This is a genomic window from Oceanomicrobium pacificus, assembly GCF_009833495.1.
GTDB classification, from domain to species: domain Bacteria; phylum Pseudomonadota; class Alphaproteobacteria; order Rhodobacterales; family Rhodobacteraceae; genus Oceanomicrobium; species Oceanomicrobium pacificus.
In genome coordinates, this window is sequence record NZ_WUWG01000009.1 from 1 (window position 1) to 17,505 (window position 17,505).

Here is a 17,505-nt window from a genome sequence, read left to right on the forward strand (position 1 = left end):
AAGGCCCGCGACAAGAAAGCTGCATTGAAATTCCTAAGGAAAGCAATGCGCAAGCATGGCCGGCCCAAATCGATTATCACAGACAGGCTGCGTTCATATGGGGCGGCATTGAAAGAACTGGGGATTGCGGACAGTCAGGAAACCGGGCGCTGGTTGAACAATCGCGCCGAGAATTCGCATTTGCCCTTCCGACGACGAGAACGGGCGATGCTTCGCTTCAGACGCATGCGAAGTTTGCAGAAATTCGCTGCCGTCCATGCGTCATTCTATAACCTGTTCAATTCGGAACGTAGCCTCACTTCAAGATCGAATTTCAAGCTGAACCGCGCCGCCGCCCTGGCCGAATGGCGGGGTCTTTGTGTGGAATAAGGGACAGCAACGCTGTCCATACGTAGACGAGTTCGAATTGGTCTGGCAGCACCGCTTGTCCAGTTCGAGCTCGGCGACGATCTTCTTCAGCCGCGCGTTCTCTTTCTCCAGGCTCTTCAGCTCCGATAACTGCGCGCGTCCCATTCCGCCGAAGCGCTTTCGCCAGTTGTAGTATGTCGCATCGCTGATCCCGACGCCGCGGCACGCAGAGGCCACATCCGCGCCGGCACTCAGCTTCAACTCGATCTCACGCAGCAGCTTCAAGACGTCTTCGTCTGAATGTCGCTTCCTCGCCATGCCCAATCCCCCTTTCGCAGCCAGTGTAGTGGCCCAGTTTTACGGGGGAAGGACACGGTACTGGCCTCACTCTGTGTGTTTGCTGAAACCTGCGGAAATGCGCTTGCGATGGAGCACAATCTTTGGCGACCTCTATGCCTGTGACCACTTTGTCTATCCCGAGTACAAGCTTGGCAACATCGACCAGGCGCCAATGGACGAACTTGTGTGGTCCGAGCGTGCTGCAGCCTTTGGGAAAGCCAAAAAGGATACGCTGACGACCCAGTGCCAAACCTGCAAGTTCCGGTTTGCATGTAACGGTGGCTGTCCCAAGCACCGCTTCATTACGTCGAAAGACGGAGAAGAAGGGCACAACTACTTTTGTGAAAGCTACACCATGTTTTTCCGCCACACAGGTGGTCGTCTTAGGTCGATAGCTCGATCGCTTTGACCGGCAAGAGATAGTAGTAGCTTTAGTGTTCAGACGTACTGATTGGGCTGGTTCTGGCGGCTTGGATTCGTCGCAACCCAAGCCGTGACCAGTTCTATCCTGCCTGGCACCATCCGACGCGTTCCAAATGGTCTGAATGCGCTGTGCCGAAAAAAATGGCAGTGCCTTCGCTCCACGTCCGATCGCTATTCAGCAGGATTGTTGCCATTTGAAAGAAGTTCGTTGTCCGCGCCCAGAGGCGGGCCGCCTTTGCCGCTGCGCATCCGGGTCCCGTCAATACGAATTGGACATGACGTCGTCCGAATGGACTTCCCGTCCGGGCCCGCAATCTCCTGCACGATATCAAGTGCGTCAAAGCCTTCTGTTTCGGTAATCTTTGGCCAATCCATGACTTCGGCGCACCAGATGTCGGCCGGCTCTAGTTGGTCAAGCCAGTGGCGCACAACTTGTGTAGATAGGTGCCCTCGCAAGATCTCCTTGATCTCATCACGTCGCGAAAACCACATGTCGGGGTCGCTCATCGGAGTCAGGTCGGGGCAATCCAGGAGTTCCGCCAGCGTGGCAATAGGGGCCATTGCAAGAGCAAGAAACCCATCGCGGCATTGGTAAATGCCATAAGGCGCGGCAACTGTGGCGTTAGCATTGGACACCGCACTGCGTTTCGGCATCTTGCCGTCGCCATTTAGAAAGCTGGTGAAAATTTCAAACTGGAAATCGAATGAAGAGGACATCAAGTCGACCTCAACCAGCGCGCCCTTGCCGGTTGTTCCACGCCGGATAAGAGCTGCCATGATGCCTTGCGCAAGATGATTGCCACAGGCGATATCAAGCACGGCAAACCCTGCTGGCACCGGCGCATCGCCATCATTGCCGGACAGCCACGGCATCCCTGTCATCGCCTGCACGACCAGATCCTGACCTGGTTTTCCAACCCATGGGCCGGAGGTGCCATAACCGCTGACCTCGCCATAGACGAGGCGCGGATTTATTGCCTGCACCGCATCATATCCCAATCCGATCCGGTCCATCACCCCGGGGCGGTAGTTGTGGATCATCACATCGGCTGTCGCGATCAGGGCCTTGACCTTGTCAAGATCTCGAGCGTCTTTCAGGTCGGCGGTGACGCTTTTCTTGTTCCGGTTGATCGTGTGGAACAACAAGCTGTCGTCACCCACTTTCTGGTCTGAGATGACAAGTGAGCGGCAAAGATCGCCGCTCTTCGGGCGCTCCACCTTGATCACCTCGGCTCCCAGGTCGGCTAGTCTGAGCGCTGCGTATGGCCCAGAAAGAAACTGGGCAAAGTCAAGGACGCGCAATCCTTCAAGCGGTTTCACGGTTGTGTCCTCCAGGCGTCGCCGCCATCGCCCAGACGTGGAGCCGGACCGCTGGCGCTTGGGCGGGTGCCGTCGATGCGGATTGGTGAAAGCAGTGTGGCTATGTCGGTACCACCACGGCGTTCTCGTCCGATCATACCGAGGGACTGCAGAATGCCTGCCTCGTCGAACTCGGCCCAGTCCATCACCGGCGCGGCCCAGATGTCGGCCTGTTCCAAGAGATGTGCCAGAGCATGCGTCTTCATTCGGCGCACATGGTTGGCAAGGACGGCAGATATCCGGTCACGGTCACGAAACGCGTCCAGCCCGCTGATATCCACTTCGATATCAAGGCATTGCCACAGGTCGCGCAGATCGTTCATCGCGATGGCAATATGGCCGTCGGCTGTCCGATAAAGTCCATAAGGTGCGGACAGATAGGCATGCGCAGCATTGGTTGCCGGGCGCGACGGCAGGATGCCGCCATCGTTCATATGGGTCGACAAGAGTTCGAATTGCAGATCGGCGATCGCCTCGATCAGGCTGGTTTCGGTGTGGCCGCCTTCGCCCGTCAATCCGCGCCGCACCAGAAGCGCCAGGATCCCATGCACCAGCGCCGCGCCCGCAAGTATGTCTGCCACCGGTAGGCCCAGTGCGACCGGGCCATCGCGATCATTCCCGCTCAGCCACATGATTCCGCTGCGCGCTTGCGCCAGAAGGTCCTGACCCGGCAAAGCTTCCCACGTGTGACCTGTCCCGTAACCCGAAATCGACCCGTAGACGATATCGGGATTTCGTGCCCGAACCGCGTCATAGCCGAACCCGAGACGCTCGATCACGCCGGGGCGGAAATTCTGGATCACCACATCGGCGCCCTCAATCAACTGCCAGATGCGAGCCTTGCCCTCGGACGATTTCAAATCGACCGCGACAGAGGATTTGCCCCGGTTGATGGCATGAAAGATCGAGCTTTCTCCGTCGATCAGCACGTCGGAGACATAAAGATATCGGGACAGATCGCCCATGCCTGCGCGTTCGACCTTGATCACTTCGGCGCCCAGGTCGGCCAGCCGGAGGGACGCATAGGGGCCGGCAAGGAACTGGCTGAAATCCAGAACCCTCAGCCCGGCGAGCGGCGGTGCGGTCATGGCTTCCCCCGAAAGCTGGCGGCAAAATGGGCGTTCAGCGCCGTGACCCCTGCCGAAACGCTGGTTTTGCCGCGCAGAATATCATTGACGATATGCGAACCGTCCTCCTGAAAGCCCATATAGCCGTTATGTCGCGGGCGCAGCCACGCGGCTTCGTGGGTCAGGCGTGTATTGCGGTAGGCGTCCATCACCGTCTTGTTCACTTCCGCGTCGGCCCAAGCCACGGCGTTTCCTGGTTGTCCGTTGGATCGCGTGTAGAGCGTGCGCTGGCATTCGGCCCCGGCCACCCATGCGGCAAATGCGGCGCAGACCTCGCGATGGGCGGAGGTGGCGGAAATGGCAAGCCCGGTGCCACCAAGCGCGGAGCCGATGGGTCCGTTTTTTCCAAGCACGGGCATGTCGGAGAAGGCGATACGGTGCGTGCGAAAAGCTTGATCGGCATACCCTTTGTAGAGATATGTCAACGGAGCTAGGCGCAGCGTGTCGCTTTCGGCAAGCGCGTCCAGCACGGCAATCGGGTCCATCTCGAAACAGGCGGGGTCGACGAGATCGACGACAGGAGCGAGGGCGGCAAACACTTCTTCCGCCACTGGTGCTGGCATGAGTTCCTCTTGGCCCGATCCGCAAGGGCAGCCCAAGTTGGCAGCCAGCGTATAGACGCACATCAGGGCGTGCGGCGGGCGCAGGGGTAAAATCACCGTCCCCTCTTGAGCGGCCCTGACCACCTGCGCCCATGTGGTCACGCGGTCGCCCAGATCCGGGCGATGGGCCTGCACCTGGGTCGCGGCATCCACCGGCAGCGCCCATTGGTGTCCGGCGTAATTGTAGCTGACAAAGCTTTTTCCGACAGTTTCGTTCATCAACGCGGTCAGCGCAGCCGGATCGATTACCTCGTCCAGCGCCAAAAGGCAGCCTTCCGCCACAACCGCGCCCACATGCGGGTGGTCAATGATCATCAGGTCATAGGCGGCGGCCAGTTCGTGCACCGGTGTCGACTCGAATCCTTGAAGCGATCGTTTGTCCCACTGGATCGACACGCCGGGATTGGCGCGGGCAAATGCCTCGGAGGCGGCGATCATCGGATCATACCCGCGCGGATCGGACCAAGTCATGCCTCTGAGTGTGACGGTGGTGTTCATGGCTGTGTCCGTGATTGAAATGGTCAGCTGGGCTGATCGTCCAGAGCCGCCCCGGCGCCAAGCGCGTCCGAGATCTTCTGCCCGGCCTCGATCATCGCCGTCCGGCAGGCTTCAAGATCGGGGTCACCTGCATTTGTCAGGCGACGGATGAAAGGAGTTGTCAGGGCGGCGGCAACTTCGCCGGCATAGGAAAAGACCGGGACCGAGACGTTGTAGATACCGCTGATGGTCAGGGACGGGCTTTGGCAGTAGCCTTCCCTGGCCACCTGCTCGATGTTTTCGTCGAACTGGCGCAGCATGTCTCGCGTGGTGTTTGGGCTGCGCGCGCAAAGGGCGTCGATGCGATCCTTGGGCATTTTGAAGACAAGGCAGGCCCCTGACGCAGTGTATGTGATCGGCACCCGCGCACCCAACCGCACGGCTGTAATGTTATTGTCCGGCGGATCCACCTGAGCGATCACCAGTATGTCTGACCCATGCAGGATGGCGAGGTGCAGGGACTGGTTCAGAAGATGCGCATATTCTTCCATGATCTCACCCGCGACCGCCGACAGCCGCTTGGTCGGCGGGTGGCGGTGGGACATTTCAAACATTTTCAAGGTCAGGCTGTAGCGTTCGCTTTCCGGGTCGAGCATCACGTAGCCACGTGACTGGAGCACCGCGAGCATCCGGTAGATTTCGCTCACCGAGCGATCCAGCGCCGCTGCCACTTCGGCCTTTTTCAAGCCGCGGGTCTGAGTGGCGAGCAATTCCAGAATGTCCAAGCCCTTGGACAGGGCAGGGGCGCTGTACTTCTCCAGATCTTGGGCAGATCGGACTGACGTTTTTGTGGCCATGGAATATCTTTCCCCCTCGGGCGGGTGCAAAAATTGGCGCGGTTCTGCTTTACAATGACCAGATGCGGCAAGCGTTTTCTTGATAAAGAGCGGCGCGGTCGGCGGCGCTCCAACCTTCGGTAAGAGCATGCGTGGCGGCAACCCAGGTTGCGATGCCGCCACCGAGATTGCAGACCGGCTGATCCGATCCCCATACGATGCGGCCATGGCCGAAAGCAGCTACAGTTTCGTCGACATAGGGGCGGATGTCGTTCAGCCCCCATATGTCCGCGTCACCATAGGCGACAACGCCCGAGATCTTGGCAATCACATTGGGGCGATCGGCAATCTTACGGATGCCGTTTTGCCAGGGCAGGAAATTTCTTCCGGCGATATCCGGGACGCCGCAATGGTCGAGAATAAAGGTCACATCGGGGCAGTGGTCGACCAATTCCGCCGCAATGCCATGCTGGTGAGGTAGCACGCACAGATCGAATGTCAGCCTGGTGCCTGACAGGCGCCTGACGTTTTCGCGGAACCTGTCAGTGGTGCTGAGGTCATCAGGCACCACGTGCAGAACCCGCCGGAGCCCTTTCACGACAGGGTTGGCCAGGCAGCGCTCCAGAAATGCCGGGAACTCTGCCGATTCCGGACGGCAGGACGAGATCGCCCCGCGCATCAGGGTGTCGGGTTGGGCCATCAATGCGGCAACCAGTTCGGTTTCGGCGTCGATCTCGGCCTCCGCGACGTCGACTTCCATATGCAGGCATCCCATGATTCCCAGACGCGCCGCATCTCGTGTGTAGGCATCGAAACGGTTGTCTTTGTTGAGCGCCTGGAACCCGGCGAGCCAGGGATAGGACAGCTTGTCCCGATAGATCAGGTGCAGGTGGGTATCCAAGAGCATTTCGACGTCCTCCCGATATCGACCGGTTAAGATAAGCATTGACCAGATATGAAAGTCAAGTTTATGTGTAAATATGAAACTGGAATTTATATAAGAACAATGCGACGCCAAGAACGGCTCTGACAGGCCGATATCCAAAGGGAGGATCTCATGGGAAAACAGAAACTTAAGGTGCTACTGGGGGCAACGGCCCTCGCAGCGATGGCGGGGCAGGCTCCGGCTGGGGAATTTGATGGAATCACCCTTCAGGCAAAGCTGATCGGTGGCCAGCAATATGAAGGGCTTTATGCGCGTATTGCCGAATGGGAGGCTGAAACCGGCGCCAAGGTGGACGTGATCTCGAAGAAAAACCATTTCGAGCTGGACAAGGAGTTCAAGTCGGACCTCGCGGCGGGCACTCTGGGCTGGTGTGTCGGGTCGAACCACTCGTCCTTTGCGGCGCAATATCCCAATCTGTACACGGATCTGACGCCCTATCTGTCGGCAGAGGACATCGCGGCGTTCGTGCCTGCCAACATCTCGGCCTCGAAGATCGGCGATGCGTTGGTGATGTTGCCGCGCGCGCAGTTTGACGTGTCCGTGCTTTACTACCTCAAAGCCGTTTACGAGGACGAAGGCAACAAGACCGCCTACAAGGAAAAAACGGGCCGTGACCTTGCGCCGCCGGACACATGGGAGGAGTTCAAGGAACAGGCGATCTTCTTTGCCGATCCGCCCAACTTCTATGGCACCCAATATGCCGGCAAGGATGAGGCCATCGTCGGCCGGTTCTATGAACTGGTCGTGGCCGAGGGCGGCGCGCTGTTCAACGAAGACTGGTCGCCCGCCTTCAATTCCGATGCCGGCAAGCGTGCGCTGCAGTGGTTCGTCGACCTTTACGACGCCGGTGCGGTTCCGCCGGGTACCACGTCGTACCTGTGGGACGATCTGGGGCAGGGCTTTGCCTCCGGCACCATCGCGCTGAACCTTGACTGGCCGGGTTGGGCCGGGTTCTTCAACGATCCCGATTCCTCGAAGGCAGCCGGCAATGTGGGCGTGAAAGTTCAACCGGCCGGTTCATCGGGCAAGCGCACGGGCTGGTCCGGTCACCATGGCTTCTCCGTCACCGAATCTTGTGAACACAAGGAGGCTGCGGCCTCTCTGGTGGCATGGCTGACCAACGAAGACAGCCAGAAACTCGAAAGCGCCGGCGGATCGCTGCCGACCCGTTCCGCTGTTTGGGAGCACGTGCTGCAGGAGGCGCAGTCCGATCCGTTCCGCGCCGAAGCCATTGCCGCGTTCCAGGCGGGGGCCGAGCATGCCTTCCCCGCGCCGCAGACGCCCGAGTGGATCGAAGCGACAAACCTCATCTATCCCGAGCTGCAAGCCGCCATCCTGGGCGACAAGACGGTCGACGAGGCGCTGGCCGATGCTGCCGAAGCTGTAGACGAGATGATGCAGGAGAACGGCGTCTACTAAGACGAAACCTGGCCGGGGGCGGTCCTACCCCTGTCCCCGGCCACCCTTCGGGTTTTGCCCGACACCACGAATGGACCTTTCCCGATTTCAAGGACGCAAGCAATGTCCCGCTTCCGGCCCCCAGTGTGGTTTGTCCTTCTGCTGCCTGCGATCATTATCCTGGCTGCGGTGGTTCTGATCCCGCTGATCTTGTCTTTCTACTCCAGCTTCACGCCTTACAAGCTGACCCGTCCCGATACGCTCTACAAGTGGATCGGGACCTTCAACTATGAAAAGGCGATCAAGAGCACGCATTTCTGGGCCGCATTCGGGCGCACCGTCCTGCTGCTGACGATTGCCCTGAACCTGGAAATGCTGATGGGGCTTGGCCTGGCATTGCTGGTCAACAAGGTGACATATGGGCAGCGCGCACTGCGCACGATCATGATGTTTCCGATGATGTTCTCGCCCGTCCTTGTGGGGTTCCAGTTCAAATTCATCTTCAACGACAATGTCGGACTGGTGAATAACGCCCTGCAATCACTGGGTTTGACCGACAAGGCGATTCCCTGGCTGGTCGATGGCCAACTTGCCTTCATCGCCATCCTGACCGCAGAGATGTGGTCTGCCACTTCCGTTTTTGCCATCCTGATCTTGGCCGGACTGTTTGCCGTGCCCCGTGATCCGATAGAGGCAGCCAAGGTCGATGGGTGCACGCCGTGGCAAAGCTTTCGCCACATCACGCTGCCCTACATCATGCCGTTCATCTATATCGCCCTGGCCATCCGGTCGCTCGACGTGGCACGGGCCTATGACATCGTGCAGATCATGACCAATGGCGGTCCAGCCCGTCGGACGGAACTGCTTTGGACGCTGATCGGGCGCACCGGCTATATCGACGCCAAGATGGGGTATGCCAACGCGATGGGCTATATCTCGATCTTCCTCGCAATCTTTTTCACCGTTTACTTCTTCCGCAAGCTGAATGCCGCGCGGAGCGAACTGGGCATGGCGGGTTAAGACATGAACGAGAACCTTCAACACCGGATCCGCAAATACCTGCTGAAAGCGCTGCATTTCGTGGCGTTGTTCATCGCCATGGCGATCATCTGTGTCCCGGGCCTTTGGGTTGTACTGAACTCGTTCCGCCCCACGGTCGAGATCATGGCAAAGCCGCCGGTCTGGATTCCGAACGAGCTGAACCTCGACAACTACCGCGCCATGTTTGGTGCTGTCGGCGAGGGCGGCGTGCCGGTGCTGCAATATTTCACCAATTCGCTGATCGTCTCTGTCACGTCGACCCTAATTGCAATCCTTGTCGGCATGGCAGGAGGCTATGCCTTTGCCCGCTACTCGTTCAAGGGAAAGGCCGGCATTTTTATCGGGCTGATGCTGACACGCGCGGTGCCGGGCGTGTCCTTGTCGCTGCCTCTGTTCATCGTGATGGCCAAGACCGGCCTGATCGACACTCATTTGGGTCTGATCCTGGTCTATGTCGCTCTGAACGTGCCGTTCACGATCTGGCTGATCGACGGATTTTTCCGGCAGGTGCCGATCGACCTGGCCGAAGCGGCCGAGATCGACGGGTGTACCCGTTGGCAGGCATTCTGGAAGGTCGAGTTTCCGGTCGCCCGAGCGGGCGTCGCATCAGCGGGTATCTTCGCTTTCCTGACATCCTGGAACGAATACGCTCTGGCCAGTCAGCTGACCCGCTCGACATTCTCCAAAACGATGCCGGTGGGCCTGCGTGATTTCACGTCCGAATTCACCATCAACTGGGGTGGCATGTGCGCGCTGGCGGTTCTGATGATCATCCCTGCGCTCATCCTCACCTTCATTGTTCAGAAACACCTCATTGCCGGCCTCACCTTCGGCGGCGTGAAAGGATAAGACGAATGGCACAGGTTCACCTTCGGGACGTTGTCAAAAAATACGGTGCCATTCAGGTCGTGCATGGTATCGACTTGGAAATTCAGGACAATGAGTTCGTCGTGTTGGTCGGCCCGTCGGGATGCGGAAAATCCACGACGCTCCGGATGATTGCCGGGCTCGAGGATATCTCGGGCGGGGAAATCACCATTGGCGACCGTGTCGTGAACGATCTGCCGCCGCGGCACCGGAATATCTCGATGGTTTTCCAGAATTACGCGCTTTACCCGCATATGACGGTGCGCGAAAATCTTGGCTTTTCGTTGAAGATCGCCAAGCGACCACAGGACGAGATCGACAGGGCGGTGGATGAGGCGGCGGGCATTTTGAGCCTCGCCGAATACTTGGACCGCAAACCGGGCGAGTTGTCGGGTGGGCAGCGTCAGCGGGTCGCCATGGGCCGCGCCATTGTACGCCACCCAGAAGTGTTCCTGTTCGACGAACCGTTGTCGAACCTCGACGCCAAGCTGCGCACCCAGATGCGCACCGAGATCAAGAAGCTGCACCAGAAGGTCAAATCGACAATCGTCTACGTAACCCATGATCAGGTTGAGGCGATGACGCTGGCCGATCGCATCGTGATCATGCGCGACGGGCACATCGAACAGGTCGGCACGCCCTTGGACGTGTTCGAGTCCCCCGCCAATACGTTCGTCGCAACCTTCATCGGGTCTCCGCCGATGAACCTCTTGCGGGGGCGGATCACCGGGGACACGATCTCGCTGACCGATGGGCCCTTGATCTCGCTGCCGCCGCAATTCGCATCGAATGTAGCGGACGGTCAGGACGTGATCCTTGGCTTCCGGGCTGACAACCTGATGCCGGTGGGCCATGCGATGCCAATGGAAGGTGCCTACGCCGAGTTTAAGATGACCGTGAACCTCTCCGAACCCCTTGGCACGGAAACGCTGCTGTTCGGCGCGTTGGCCGGTAAGGAAGTGCAGGCCAAGATGCTGAACCCGCGCCCCTTGCAAAACGGCGAGCAGCTGCAGTTCCAACTGGACCTGACGCGGTGCCACCTCTTTGACGCCCAAACCGAACAGTCGCTGAGGTAGCTGACATGGCCAGGATCACACATGTCGAGATCTTCATGCTCGACCTGAAACCCAAGGTGAAGCGGGTCGATGCGATCCAGAGTTTCGTCAGTCAGGAAACCCCTTTCGTGCGCATCACTGATGCCGACGGCGCGGTGGGCTTGGGCTACAGCTATACGATCGGTCAGGGTGGCGGCGCGATCATGTCGCTGTTGCGCGAAACTTTGGTGCCGCAACTGATCGGCCGCGAAGCGGAAGAGATCGAGCGCATCTGGCGTGACCTTCTGTTCTCGACCCATGCAACAGCGGTGGGGGCGATCACCTCGCTTGCACTGGCCGCGATTGATACCGCGCTTTGGGATTTGCGTTGCAAGCGGGCCGAATTGCCGTTGTGGCGGATGCTGGGCGGCTCCAAACCCGCAGTGCCGATGTACACAACCGAAGGTGGTTGGCTCCACAAAACCACCGATACGTTGGTCGCGGATGCGCTGGCTGCGAAAGAACAGGGTTTCTCCGGCTCCAAAGTCAAAATCGGAAAACCGCACCTGAGCGAGGATCGCGAACGTCTCGCGGCGGTGCGCGAAGCCGTTGGGCCGGCCTATGAGATCATGACAGATGGCAACCAAAGCTTCACCCGCGCTGAGGCAATGCGGCGGGCAAGGGTTTTGGAAGAGCTCGATATCGCGTGGTTTGAGGAGCCGATTCCTGCTGATGACGTGATGGAACATGCCAGGCTGGCGGCCAGCACATCCGTTCCCATCGCCGTCGGCGAAAGCATGTATTCAGTGAGCCAGTTCAAGGACTATCTGGTTACGGGTGCGGCGAGCATCGTTCAGGTGGATGTCGCCCGTATCGGCGGCATAACGCCGTGGATGAAGGTTGCGCATATGGCCGAGGCGCACAATGTGCCGGTCTGCCCGCACTTTCTGATGGAACTTCACGTCAGCCTCGTCTGCGCGATCCCGAACGCGCCGTGGCTGGAGTTCATTCCGCAGCTTGACGGTCTCACCGCCTCGTCGATGCGAATGGAAGCGGGAAAGGCCATGCCTTCGGACGTGCCCGGGCTGGGAATCGATTGGGATCATGACCGGCTAGATGCAGGCCGGATCGACGGGCTGACGGCAATGGTCGGCTGAAAGACGGAGGTACCACAAATGCAGAGAATGGGAATGGTGATCGGACTGAATGCCGATAAGGTTGCTGAATACAAGGATTTGCATGCCAACGCTTGGCCCGGTGTCCTGAAGATGATCACCGAATGCAATATCGCCAACTATTCGATCTACCTGAAAGAGCCGGAAAACCTGCTGTTTGGCTATTGGGAATATCACGGCGAGGACTTCGAAGCGGACGCCGCCAAGATGGCTGCCGATCCCGAAACCCAGCGGTGGTGGGATGTCTGCATGCCCTGCCAGAAGCCGCTTGAGACCCGCAAAAAAGGCGAGTGGTGGGCGATTATGGACGAAGTGTTTCATCTGGATTGATGCGGAATGTTTGAGGACCTGCAACAGCACTGGCCCAAGGCCACCAACCCCAAGCCGATTGTCATCTTCGGCGCGGGGTCGATTGTCACCGATGCCCATTTGCCGGCCTATACGAAGGCGGGGTTTGAGGTGGCGGGCATCTATGATCCTGATTTCGACAAGGCGCGCGCGCTTGCGGAGAAACACGGGTTCACGGCGTTTGGGACCATGGAGGATGCCGCGGCGACCGGGGATGTGCTCTTTGACCTCGCCACGCCGCCCGATGCCCATGCGGGTATCCTGTCGATCCTGCCGGAAGGGTCAGGCGTGCTGATCCAGAAACCGATGGGGTCCGACCTGAACGGGGCGACGGAGATTCTACGCATCTGCCGCGAGCGGAACCTCAAGGCGGCTGTCAATTTCCAACTGCGTTTTGCACCCATGATGCTGGCGCTAAAAGACGCGGTGAATCGCGGTCTTCTTGGCGACGTGGTCGATGTCGACGCGTGGCTGGCGCTGAACACGCCGTGGGGCTTGTGGAAATTCCTTGAACCGCTGCCGAGGGTCGAGATCAGCCTTCATTCGATCCACTACCTCGATGTCATCCGGGGCCTTCTGGGAAACCCGCAAGGTATACATGCCAAGTCGCTTGGTCACCCCTCGTCCAAGATCGCGCAGACCCGCACGGCGGCCATTCTCGACTATGGCGACACGGTGCGCTGTGCACTCTCGATCAACCACAACCATGAATTTGGCCGCAAGTACCAGGCTTGCGAGTTTCGTATCTGCGGCACCAAGGGCGCGGCCTTTATGCAACTGGGGGTGAACCTCGACTACCCGAAGGGCGAGCCAGATATCCTGGAGATCAACACCGGCGACGGCTGGCACGCGGTAAAGCTGGACGGCGCTTGGTTTCCCGACGCTTTTGCCAGCCGGATGAGCCAGATCCAACGCTTTGTAACGGGCGAGGATGCCACTCTGTTTTCCAGTGTTGAAGATGCCTGGAGCACGATGGCGCTTGTCGAGGCAGCCTATGAAAGCAGCGCTGCCCCCGCTCATCCGATTGCGACGAAACCCCAGTAGCCGAAGGACACCGCCATGACCGACACGAGCTATTACAACGAGAACAAGGATATCCCCTTGTTCAATGTGGAAACCTGGCTCTACGAGGATTTCGATGTTGGACAGAAATGGCGGTCCATCCGGCGCACGATTTCCGAAGGTGAGGCGATGCTGTTCAACAGCCTCGTCATGGACAACCATCCATATGTGGCGGATGACATATTTACCAGCGAAGAAGGTATCTTCGGCAAGCGCCTCGTCGCCGGAGCGATGGTCTTCGCCTACGGGTTGGGCCTTATGGCGCACAATAATGTCAACACATTCTCATACGGCTACGACAAGCTGCGCTTCATCAAGCCTGTCTTTATCGGAGACACCATCCATACTGTCCGCACCAACCTCGAAAAACGACCCAAATATAAGGATATGGGGTTGGTGAAAGTGTCCTATGAGGTCTTCAAGAATAACGATGAACTGGCGCTCTACGCCGAGCATATCCAGACCGTGAAGTATCGCGATCCGTCCGCGCACGAGATCGAAGCCTGACGGCGCCTGCAAGGACATCCCCAATGCAAACAGCGAGCACTTATTTCGAAGATTACGACATCGGCCATGTGCGCGAGACGTTCGGGCGCACCATCACGGAAACCGATTTTGTCGTCCATGCCGGGCATACCGGCGATTTCTTTCCCCACCATATGGATGCCGAATGGTGCAAGACTCAGGATTTCGGCCAACGCATCGCGCATGGCACGATGATCTTTTCCATCGGCATTGGCATGACCGCCAGCGTGATCAACCCTGTGGCGTTTTCCTATGGGTACGACCGGCTGCGGTTTATCCGGCCCGTCCATATAGGCGACACGATCCGCACCCGCCTGACCATCGACCGCAAGGCGCCGGACGCCAAGCGAGCGGGCATGGGGCAAGTTTTCGAGAAGGTCGAAGTGCTGAACCAGCGCGACGAGGTGGTGCTGTTTTGCGAGCATATCTATCTGGTCCAGATGAAGGACGTGGCATGAACACGTTTCTGAAACTTCACCGGGACGACAATGTGCAGGTCGCGCTTCGGATGGCCCCCAAAGGGTCCATAATCAAAGCCGAGGGCGGCCCTGTCGGTACACTGACCGAAGTCGCAATGGCCCATAAGGTAGCCGACCGCGCTATCTCCGAGGGCGAGATGGTCATCAAATACGGGATGCCCATAGGCGTGGCGACAGTGGACATCGCGCCCGGTGCGCATGTGCATGTCCATAACATCGCGAGTCGCTACACCGCGACGCACTATCGCGAGGAAGACGCAGGGCTGACTGATGCCTGAAACCCACGCAGAAACCTGGCTAGGATATGGGCGCGCCGATGGCCGCAAGGGCATCCGCAACACAGTCGCGGTGGCCTATCTGGTCGAATGCGCGCATTTCGTTGCCGATGAGATCGTCCGCAGATTTCGCGGGCAGGACGTGCATCTGATCGGTTTTCCGGGCTGCTTTCCGAATGACTATGCCCAGAAGATCATGGAGCGCCTTGGCACCCATCCCAATGTCGGCGCGGTGCTGTTGGTGTCCCTGGGCTGCGAAAGTTTCAATCGCGCGAAACTGGCCGAAGTCATCGGCGCTTCGGGCCGCCCGGTGGAAACGCTGGTGATCCAGAAGTCCGGCGGGTCAGCAGCGACGATTGCCAAAGGCGTTTCAGCCGTTGAACGGATGAAGGCGCAGATCGCCGACGTGCCTCGTGTTCCGATGGGGGTCAGCGATCTGGTCGTGGCCACGGTCTGCGGCGGCAGCGACGGCACCAGTGGCATATCGGGCAATCCGGCAGCAGGTCGTGCTTTTGATCGCTTGGTCGGCGACGGGGCAGCCTGCATCTTCGAGGAAACCGGCGAGTTGATCGGCTGCGAACACATCATGGCCGACCGCGCGGTGATGCCGGAACTGGGCGTTGAATTGAAAGCCTGCGTCGAGAAAGCCGCGCGGTACTATAGCGTCCTGGGCTATGGCAGCTTTGCCGCCGGCAACGCAACTGGGGGCCTGTCGACCATCGAGGAAAAATCGTTGGGGGCTTACGTGAAATCCGGTGATGCGCCGATCTCGGGCATCATCAAGCCAGGCGATATCCCGCCACGCGGAGGCCTTTATCTGATGGATGTGGTGCCCGATGGCGAAGTGCGGTTCGGCTTTCCCAACATCTCGGACAATGCCGAAATCGTGGAAATGATTGCCTCGGGCGCCCATGTGACCCTGTTCATCACCGGCCGTGGTTCGGTCGTGGGGTCGGCCATATCCCCGGTCATAAAAATCTGCGCCAACCCTGACACCTATCGGGCGCTGGAGGGCGACATGGACATCAATGCCGGGGCCATTATCGAAGGAAAGAGCAGCCTTGAAGATGTCGCGATTGAGATCTTTGACCAGATCACTGCCACCGCCGCCGGCGCGAAAACCGCGTCCGAGGCGCTTGGACATCAAGAGTTCATCCTGACCTACAAAAGTTTTGACCCCCTCGGTCCAGCCTGCCTGCCAGGTGTTTGAAGTAGGGCGAAGGTTTGCAGTGCCGTCTGGGAGTAAGTCCGCGCTCGCGGGCGCTGTTGGGCAAAGCGTGGAGTGAGCGGGGTTCGAACGCGTGGGCTCTGTGTTTGGCCGGAAAATAGCCATTTGGGGGTTCGGCGAGCCTGGTTCGACTTCGTCTGTAAGAACCGCCACTATCACCCTATCGAACCCGTTCAGACCGCCCAACCGAGGCGGATTTTCTCCCGTTTTCAAAGGGTTTTGCCGTATGGGCGCGAACAGCTGAGACGCGGGCACACAGCGATTTCCGTCTCTGAATGGCCTCTCGTCTCTGGTCGGGCGAACCGCGCCGATTTCGGTTCGGTTGAAAATTCTCTCGCTTTTCCAATGGCCTGACTCGCAACCCCGCCAAAACTGCGCGCCCTGTTTCCATCGCTGTCGAGCGGAACGGAGACCTAACATGCAGGAGGCGTAGCCGATGGGTGCGCTGGCAGAACGGCGCGTAGCGGTGGCGGAGCATTCAACGACGGGCTCAACGAAGCCATTGATGACAAACGCACATCGCGCCTCTAGCCTGGCGGCATGGCGATTGGCCCTTGGACCGATGAAGAGAACGACCTGATCGTGGCGGATTACTTCGCGATGCTGGCCGACGACATCGCCGGGCGCCGCTACAGCAAAGTCGAGCATCGCCGGGCGCTCCTGCCGCTTCTGAACGAACGGTCTGAGGGATCGGTCGAGTTCAAGCACCAGAACATCAGCGCGGTTCTCAAGGGCCTCGGCGAGGACTGGATCCCCGGCTACAAGCCCGCCTTCAATTTCCAGATGACGCTGGTCGACGCGGTGGCGCGGTGGCTGGCGCTACACGCGGATTGGCTCGGCCGGTTGCCTGGAATGCGCCCTGCGACCGGCCTGCGTGAGGCGGCGCAGATCTGGATCGGTCCTCCGCCCACGCTTTACAACCAGCCTCCGCCGCAGGAACTGGACCAGATGCTGCACATCGCCCGGAAGTTCGACGTGGCGGGCCGGGACGAGCGCAATCGCGCTCTCGGCCGCGCTGGCGAAGAACGTGTCCTGGCCCATGAGCACGCCACGCTGAAAGCCGCGGGGCGCGATGACCTGGCGAGCAGGGTCCGCTGGGTCTCGGAGGAGGACGGCGATGGTGCGGGCTATGACATCGCCAGCTATGCGCCGGACGGCCGGCCACGCCTGATCGAGGTGAAAACGACGAACGGCTGGGAGCGAACGCCCTTCCACATCAAGCGCAACGAACTGGCCGTTGCCGACGAACGGTGTGCGGAGTGGTGCCTGTTCCGGATGTGGAATTTCTCGCGCGAGCCGAGGGCGTTCGAGCTGTTCCCACCACTTGATGCGCATGTCTCGCTGACGCCGACATCGTTTCAGGCCAGGTTTCACTGACTGCCAGTCGAACACCCGCACCGGCGGCACTGTCAAAGAAAACCGGCTTGAGGCGGGTAGGTCGGTTTTGTAGCGTCGCGACATGACCAGAAGAGCGCCGTTTCGCTTCTTTAAAACCAGTCAGGAAATCATCCGCTTGGCTGTAATGCTGTATGTCCGTTTCCCACTTTCGCTTCGCAATGTGGAGGATCTTCTGCATGAGCGGGGTGTCGATGTGAGCCACGAAGCGGTTCGATATT

20 protein-coding genes and 1 pseudogene are annotated in these 17,505 nt (G+C 59.2%); 15 read left to right on the plus strand and 6 right to left on the minus strand.

From position 1 onward, the window contains the following. Positions 1-369 (plus strand): DDE-type integrase/transposase/recombinase (locus GSH16_RS15615; protein WP_160856554.1); only part of this gene is annotated, 369 nt, incomplete at its 5' end. Here GSH16_RS15615 and GSH16_RS15620 read toward each other — a convergent pair. Continuing rightward, positions 301-666: a transposase gene (locus GSH16_RS15620; RefSeq protein WP_160856555.1), complete on the minus strand. Its 366-nt coding sequence runs from the start codon at positions 664-666 to the stop codon at positions 301-303. The two genes, GSH16_RS15615 and GSH16_RS15620, sit on opposite strands and share 69 nt — an antisense overlap. A 97-nt stretch (positions 667-763) precedes the next feature. On the opposite strand from GSH16_RS15620, the gene GSH16_RS15625 reads away from it, so the two are divergent. Further along, the gene (locus tag GSH16_RS15625) at positions 764-1,096 is read left to right on the plus strand and encodes an SPASM domain-containing protein (RefSeq protein WP_235913276.1); all 333 of its coding nucleotides are present in this window, start codon (positions 764-766) and stop codon (positions 1,094-1,096) included. Positions 1,097-1,281: 185 nt separating this feature from the next. On the opposite strand, the gene GSH16_RS15630 is transcribed toward GSH16_RS15625, so the two are convergent. The 5 genes from GSH16_RS15630 to GSH16_RS15650 are packed head-to-tail and all read right to left on the minus strand — an operon-like array spanning position 1,282 to position 6,418. After that, positions 1,282-2,430 (minus strand): CaiB/BaiF CoA transferase family protein, encoded by a 1,149-nt coding sequence (locus GSH16_RS15630; RefSeq protein WP_160856556.1) that lies wholly within the window; start codon positions 2,428-2,430, stop codon positions 1,282-1,284. Then, positions 2,427-3,557, minus strand: a complete 1,131-nt coding sequence (locus GSH16_RS15635; protein ID WP_160856557.1) for a CaiB/BaiF CoA transferase family protein — start codon at positions 3,555-3,557, stop codon at positions 2,427-2,429. Before GSH16_RS15635 ends, GSH16_RS15630 begins: the two co-directional genes overlap by 4 nt. Beyond that, positions 3,554-4,696 (minus strand): type 2 periplasmic-binding domain-containing protein, encoded by a 1,143-nt coding sequence (locus GSH16_RS15640; protein WP_160856558.1) that lies wholly within the window; start codon positions 4,694-4,696, stop codon positions 3,554-3,556. The genes GSH16_RS15635 and GSH16_RS15640 overlap by 4 nt, the downstream gene beginning before the upstream one ends. Positions 4,697-4,719: 23 nt before the next feature. Then, positions 4,720-5,532, minus strand: a complete 813-nt coding sequence (locus GSH16_RS15645) for an IclR family transcriptional regulator (protein ID WP_160856559.1) — start codon at positions 5,530-5,532, stop codon at positions 4,720-4,722. Positions 5,533-5,581: 49 nt separating this feature from the next. Beyond that, a complete protein-coding gene (locus tag GSH16_RS15650; protein WP_160856560.1) occupies positions 5,582-6,418 on the minus strand; it encodes an amidohydrolase family protein in 837 nt (278 codons plus the stop codon). 150 nt (positions 6,419-6,568) lie between these two features. Here GSH16_RS15650 and GSH16_RS15655 point away from each other — a divergent pair, with 150 nt between their 5' ends. From GSH16_RS15655 to GSH16_RS15960, 13 genes and pseudogenes are all read left to right on the plus strand, one after another. Then, a complete protein-coding gene (locus GSH16_RS15655) occupies positions 6,569-7,876 on the plus strand; it encodes an extracellular solute-binding protein (RefSeq protein ID WP_160856561.1) in 1,308 nt (435 codons plus the stop codon). A 102-nt stretch (positions 7,877-7,978) separates the two neighbouring features. Continuing rightward, entirely contained in the window at positions 7,979-8,875 is an 897-nt protein-coding gene (locus GSH16_RS15660) for a carbohydrate ABC transporter permease (protein ID WP_160856562.1), read from the plus strand. 3 nt (positions 8,876-8,878) lie between these two features. Then, complete coding sequence (locus GSH16_RS15665) at positions 8,879-9,745, plus strand: carbohydrate ABC transporter permease (RefSeq protein ID WP_160856563.1); 867 nt, start codon at positions 8,879-8,881, stop codon at positions 9,743-9,745. A gap of 5 nt (positions 9,746-9,750) precedes the next feature. Beyond that, positions 9,751-10,839: an ABC transporter ATP-binding protein gene (locus tag GSH16_RS15670; RefSeq protein WP_160856564.1), complete on the plus strand. Its 1,089-nt coding sequence runs from the start codon at positions 9,751-9,753 to the stop codon at positions 10,837-10,839. 5 nt (positions 10,840-10,844) lie between these two features. Continuing rightward, positions 10,845-11,954 carry a mandelate racemase/muconate lactonizing enzyme family protein gene (locus GSH16_RS15675; RefSeq protein WP_160856565.1) on the plus strand — a complete coding sequence of 370 codons (1,110 nt, stop codon included), beginning with the start codon at positions 10,845-10,847 and terminating at the stop codon, positions 11,952-11,954. A gap of 33 nt (positions 11,955-11,987) precedes the next feature. After that, positions 11,988-12,302 (plus strand): L-rhamnose mutarotase, encoded by a 315-nt coding sequence (locus GSH16_RS15680; RefSeq protein WP_235913275.1) that lies wholly within the window; start codon positions 11,988-11,990, stop codon positions 12,300-12,302. Between the two features lie 6 nt (positions 12,303-12,308). Beyond that, on the plus strand, positions 12,309-13,364 hold the full coding sequence (locus tag GSH16_RS15685; protein WP_160856567.1) for a Gfo/Idh/MocA family protein: 1,056 nt from the start codon (positions 12,309-12,311) through the stop codon (positions 13,362-13,364). Between the two features lie 15 nt (positions 13,365-13,379). Beyond that, positions 13,380-13,889, plus strand: a complete 510-nt coding sequence (locus GSH16_RS15690) for a MaoC family dehydratase (RefSeq protein ID WP_160856568.1) — start codon at positions 13,380-13,382, stop codon at positions 13,887-13,889. A 23-nt stretch (positions 13,890-13,912) separates the two neighbouring features. Beyond that, the gene (locus GSH16_RS15695) at positions 13,913-14,365 is read left to right on the plus strand and encodes a MaoC/PaaZ C-terminal domain-containing protein (RefSeq protein WP_160856569.1); all 453 of its coding nucleotides are present in this window, start codon (positions 13,913-13,915) and stop codon (positions 14,363-14,365) included. Then, positions 14,362-14,664, plus strand: coding sequence for a UxaA family hydrolase (locus GSH16_RS15700; RefSeq protein ID WP_160856570.1), 303 nt, complete (start codon positions 14,362-14,364; stop codon positions 14,662-14,664). The genes GSH16_RS15695 and GSH16_RS15700 overlap by 4 nt, the downstream gene beginning before the upstream one ends. Continuing rightward, entirely contained in the window at positions 14,657-15,871 is a 1,215-nt protein-coding gene (locus GSH16_RS15705; RefSeq protein WP_160856571.1) for a UxaA family hydrolase, read from the plus strand. The genes GSH16_RS15700 and GSH16_RS15705 overlap by 8 nt, the downstream gene beginning before the upstream one ends. A gap of 558 nt (positions 15,872-16,429) precedes the next feature. Continuing rightward, positions 16,430-17,266: a DUF3883 domain-containing protein gene (locus GSH16_RS15710; protein ID WP_160856572.1), complete on the plus strand. Its 837-nt coding sequence runs from the start codon at positions 16,430-16,432 to the stop codon at positions 17,264-17,266. An 82-nt stretch (positions 17,267-17,348) separates the two neighbouring features. Then, a pseudogene (locus tag GSH16_RS15960) lies at positions 17,349-17,505 on the plus strand (IS6 family transposase); the annotation flags it as partial.

Coding starts and splice junctions, on each gene's coding strand:
- GSH16_RS15645 (WP_160856559.1), bottom strand. CDS start 5,532: ATGGCCACAAAAACGTCAGTCCGATCTGCCCAAGATCTGGAGAAGTAC.
- GSH16_RS15620 (WP_160856555.1), bottom strand. CDS start 666: ATGGCGAGGAAGCGACATTCAGACGAAGACGTCTTGAAGCTGCTGCGT.
- GSH16_RS15655 (WP_160856561.1), top strand. CDS start 6,569: ATGGGAAAACAGAAACTTAAGGTGCTACTGGGGGCAACGGCCCTCGCA.
- GSH16_RS15635 (WP_160856557.1), bottom strand. CDS start 3,557: ATGACCGCACCGCCGCTCGCCGGGCTGAGGGTTCTGGATTTCAGCCAG.
- GSH16_RS15665 (WP_160856563.1), top strand. CDS start 8,879: ATGAACGAGAACCTTCAACACCGGATCCGCAAATACCTGCTGAAAGCG.
- GSH16_RS15700 (WP_160856570.1), top strand. CDS start 14,362: ATGAACACGTTTCTGAAACTTCACCGGGACGACAATGTGCAGGTCGCG.
- GSH16_RS15675 (WP_160856565.1), top strand. CDS start 10,845: ATGGCCAGGATCACACATGTCGAGATCTTCATGCTCGACCTGAAACCC.
- GSH16_RS15640 (WP_160856558.1), bottom strand. CDS start 4,696: ATGAACACCACCGTCACACTCAGAGGCATGACTTGGTCCGATCCGCGC.
- GSH16_RS15705 (WP_160856571.1), top strand. CDS start 14,657: ATGCCTGAAACCCACGCAGAAACCTGGCTAGGATATGGGCGCGCCGAT.
- GSH16_RS15680 (WP_235913275.1), top strand. CDS start 11,988: ATGGTGATCGGACTGAATGCCGATAAGGTTGCTGAATACAAGGATTTG.
- GSH16_RS15670 (WP_160856564.1), top strand. CDS start 9,751: ATGGCACAGGTTCACCTTCGGGACGTTGTCAAAAAATACGGTGCCATT.
- GSH16_RS15660 (WP_160856562.1), top strand. CDS start 7,979: ATGTCCCGCTTCCGGCCCCCAGTGTGGTTTGTCCTTCTGCTGCCTGCG.
- GSH16_RS15695 (WP_160856569.1), top strand. CDS start 13,913: ATGCAAACAGCGAGCACTTATTTCGAAGATTACGACATCGGCCATGTG.
- GSH16_RS15710 (WP_160856572.1), top strand. CDS start 16,430: ATGGCGATTGGCCCTTGGACCGATGAAGAGAACGACCTGATCGTGGCG.
- GSH16_RS15625 (WP_235913276.1), top strand. CDS start 764: ATGCGCTTGCGATGGAGCACAATCTTTGGCGACCTCTATGCCTGTGAC.
- GSH16_RS15690 (WP_160856568.1), top strand. CDS start 13,380: ATGACCGACACGAGCTATTACAACGAGAACAAGGATATCCCCTTGTTC.
- GSH16_RS15650 (WP_160856560.1), bottom strand. CDS start 6,418: ATGCTCTTGGATACCCACCTGCACCTGATCTATCGGGACAAGCTGTCC.
- GSH16_RS15685 (WP_160856567.1), top strand. CDS start 12,309: ATGTTTGAGGACCTGCAACAGCACTGGCCCAAGGCCACCAACCCCAAG.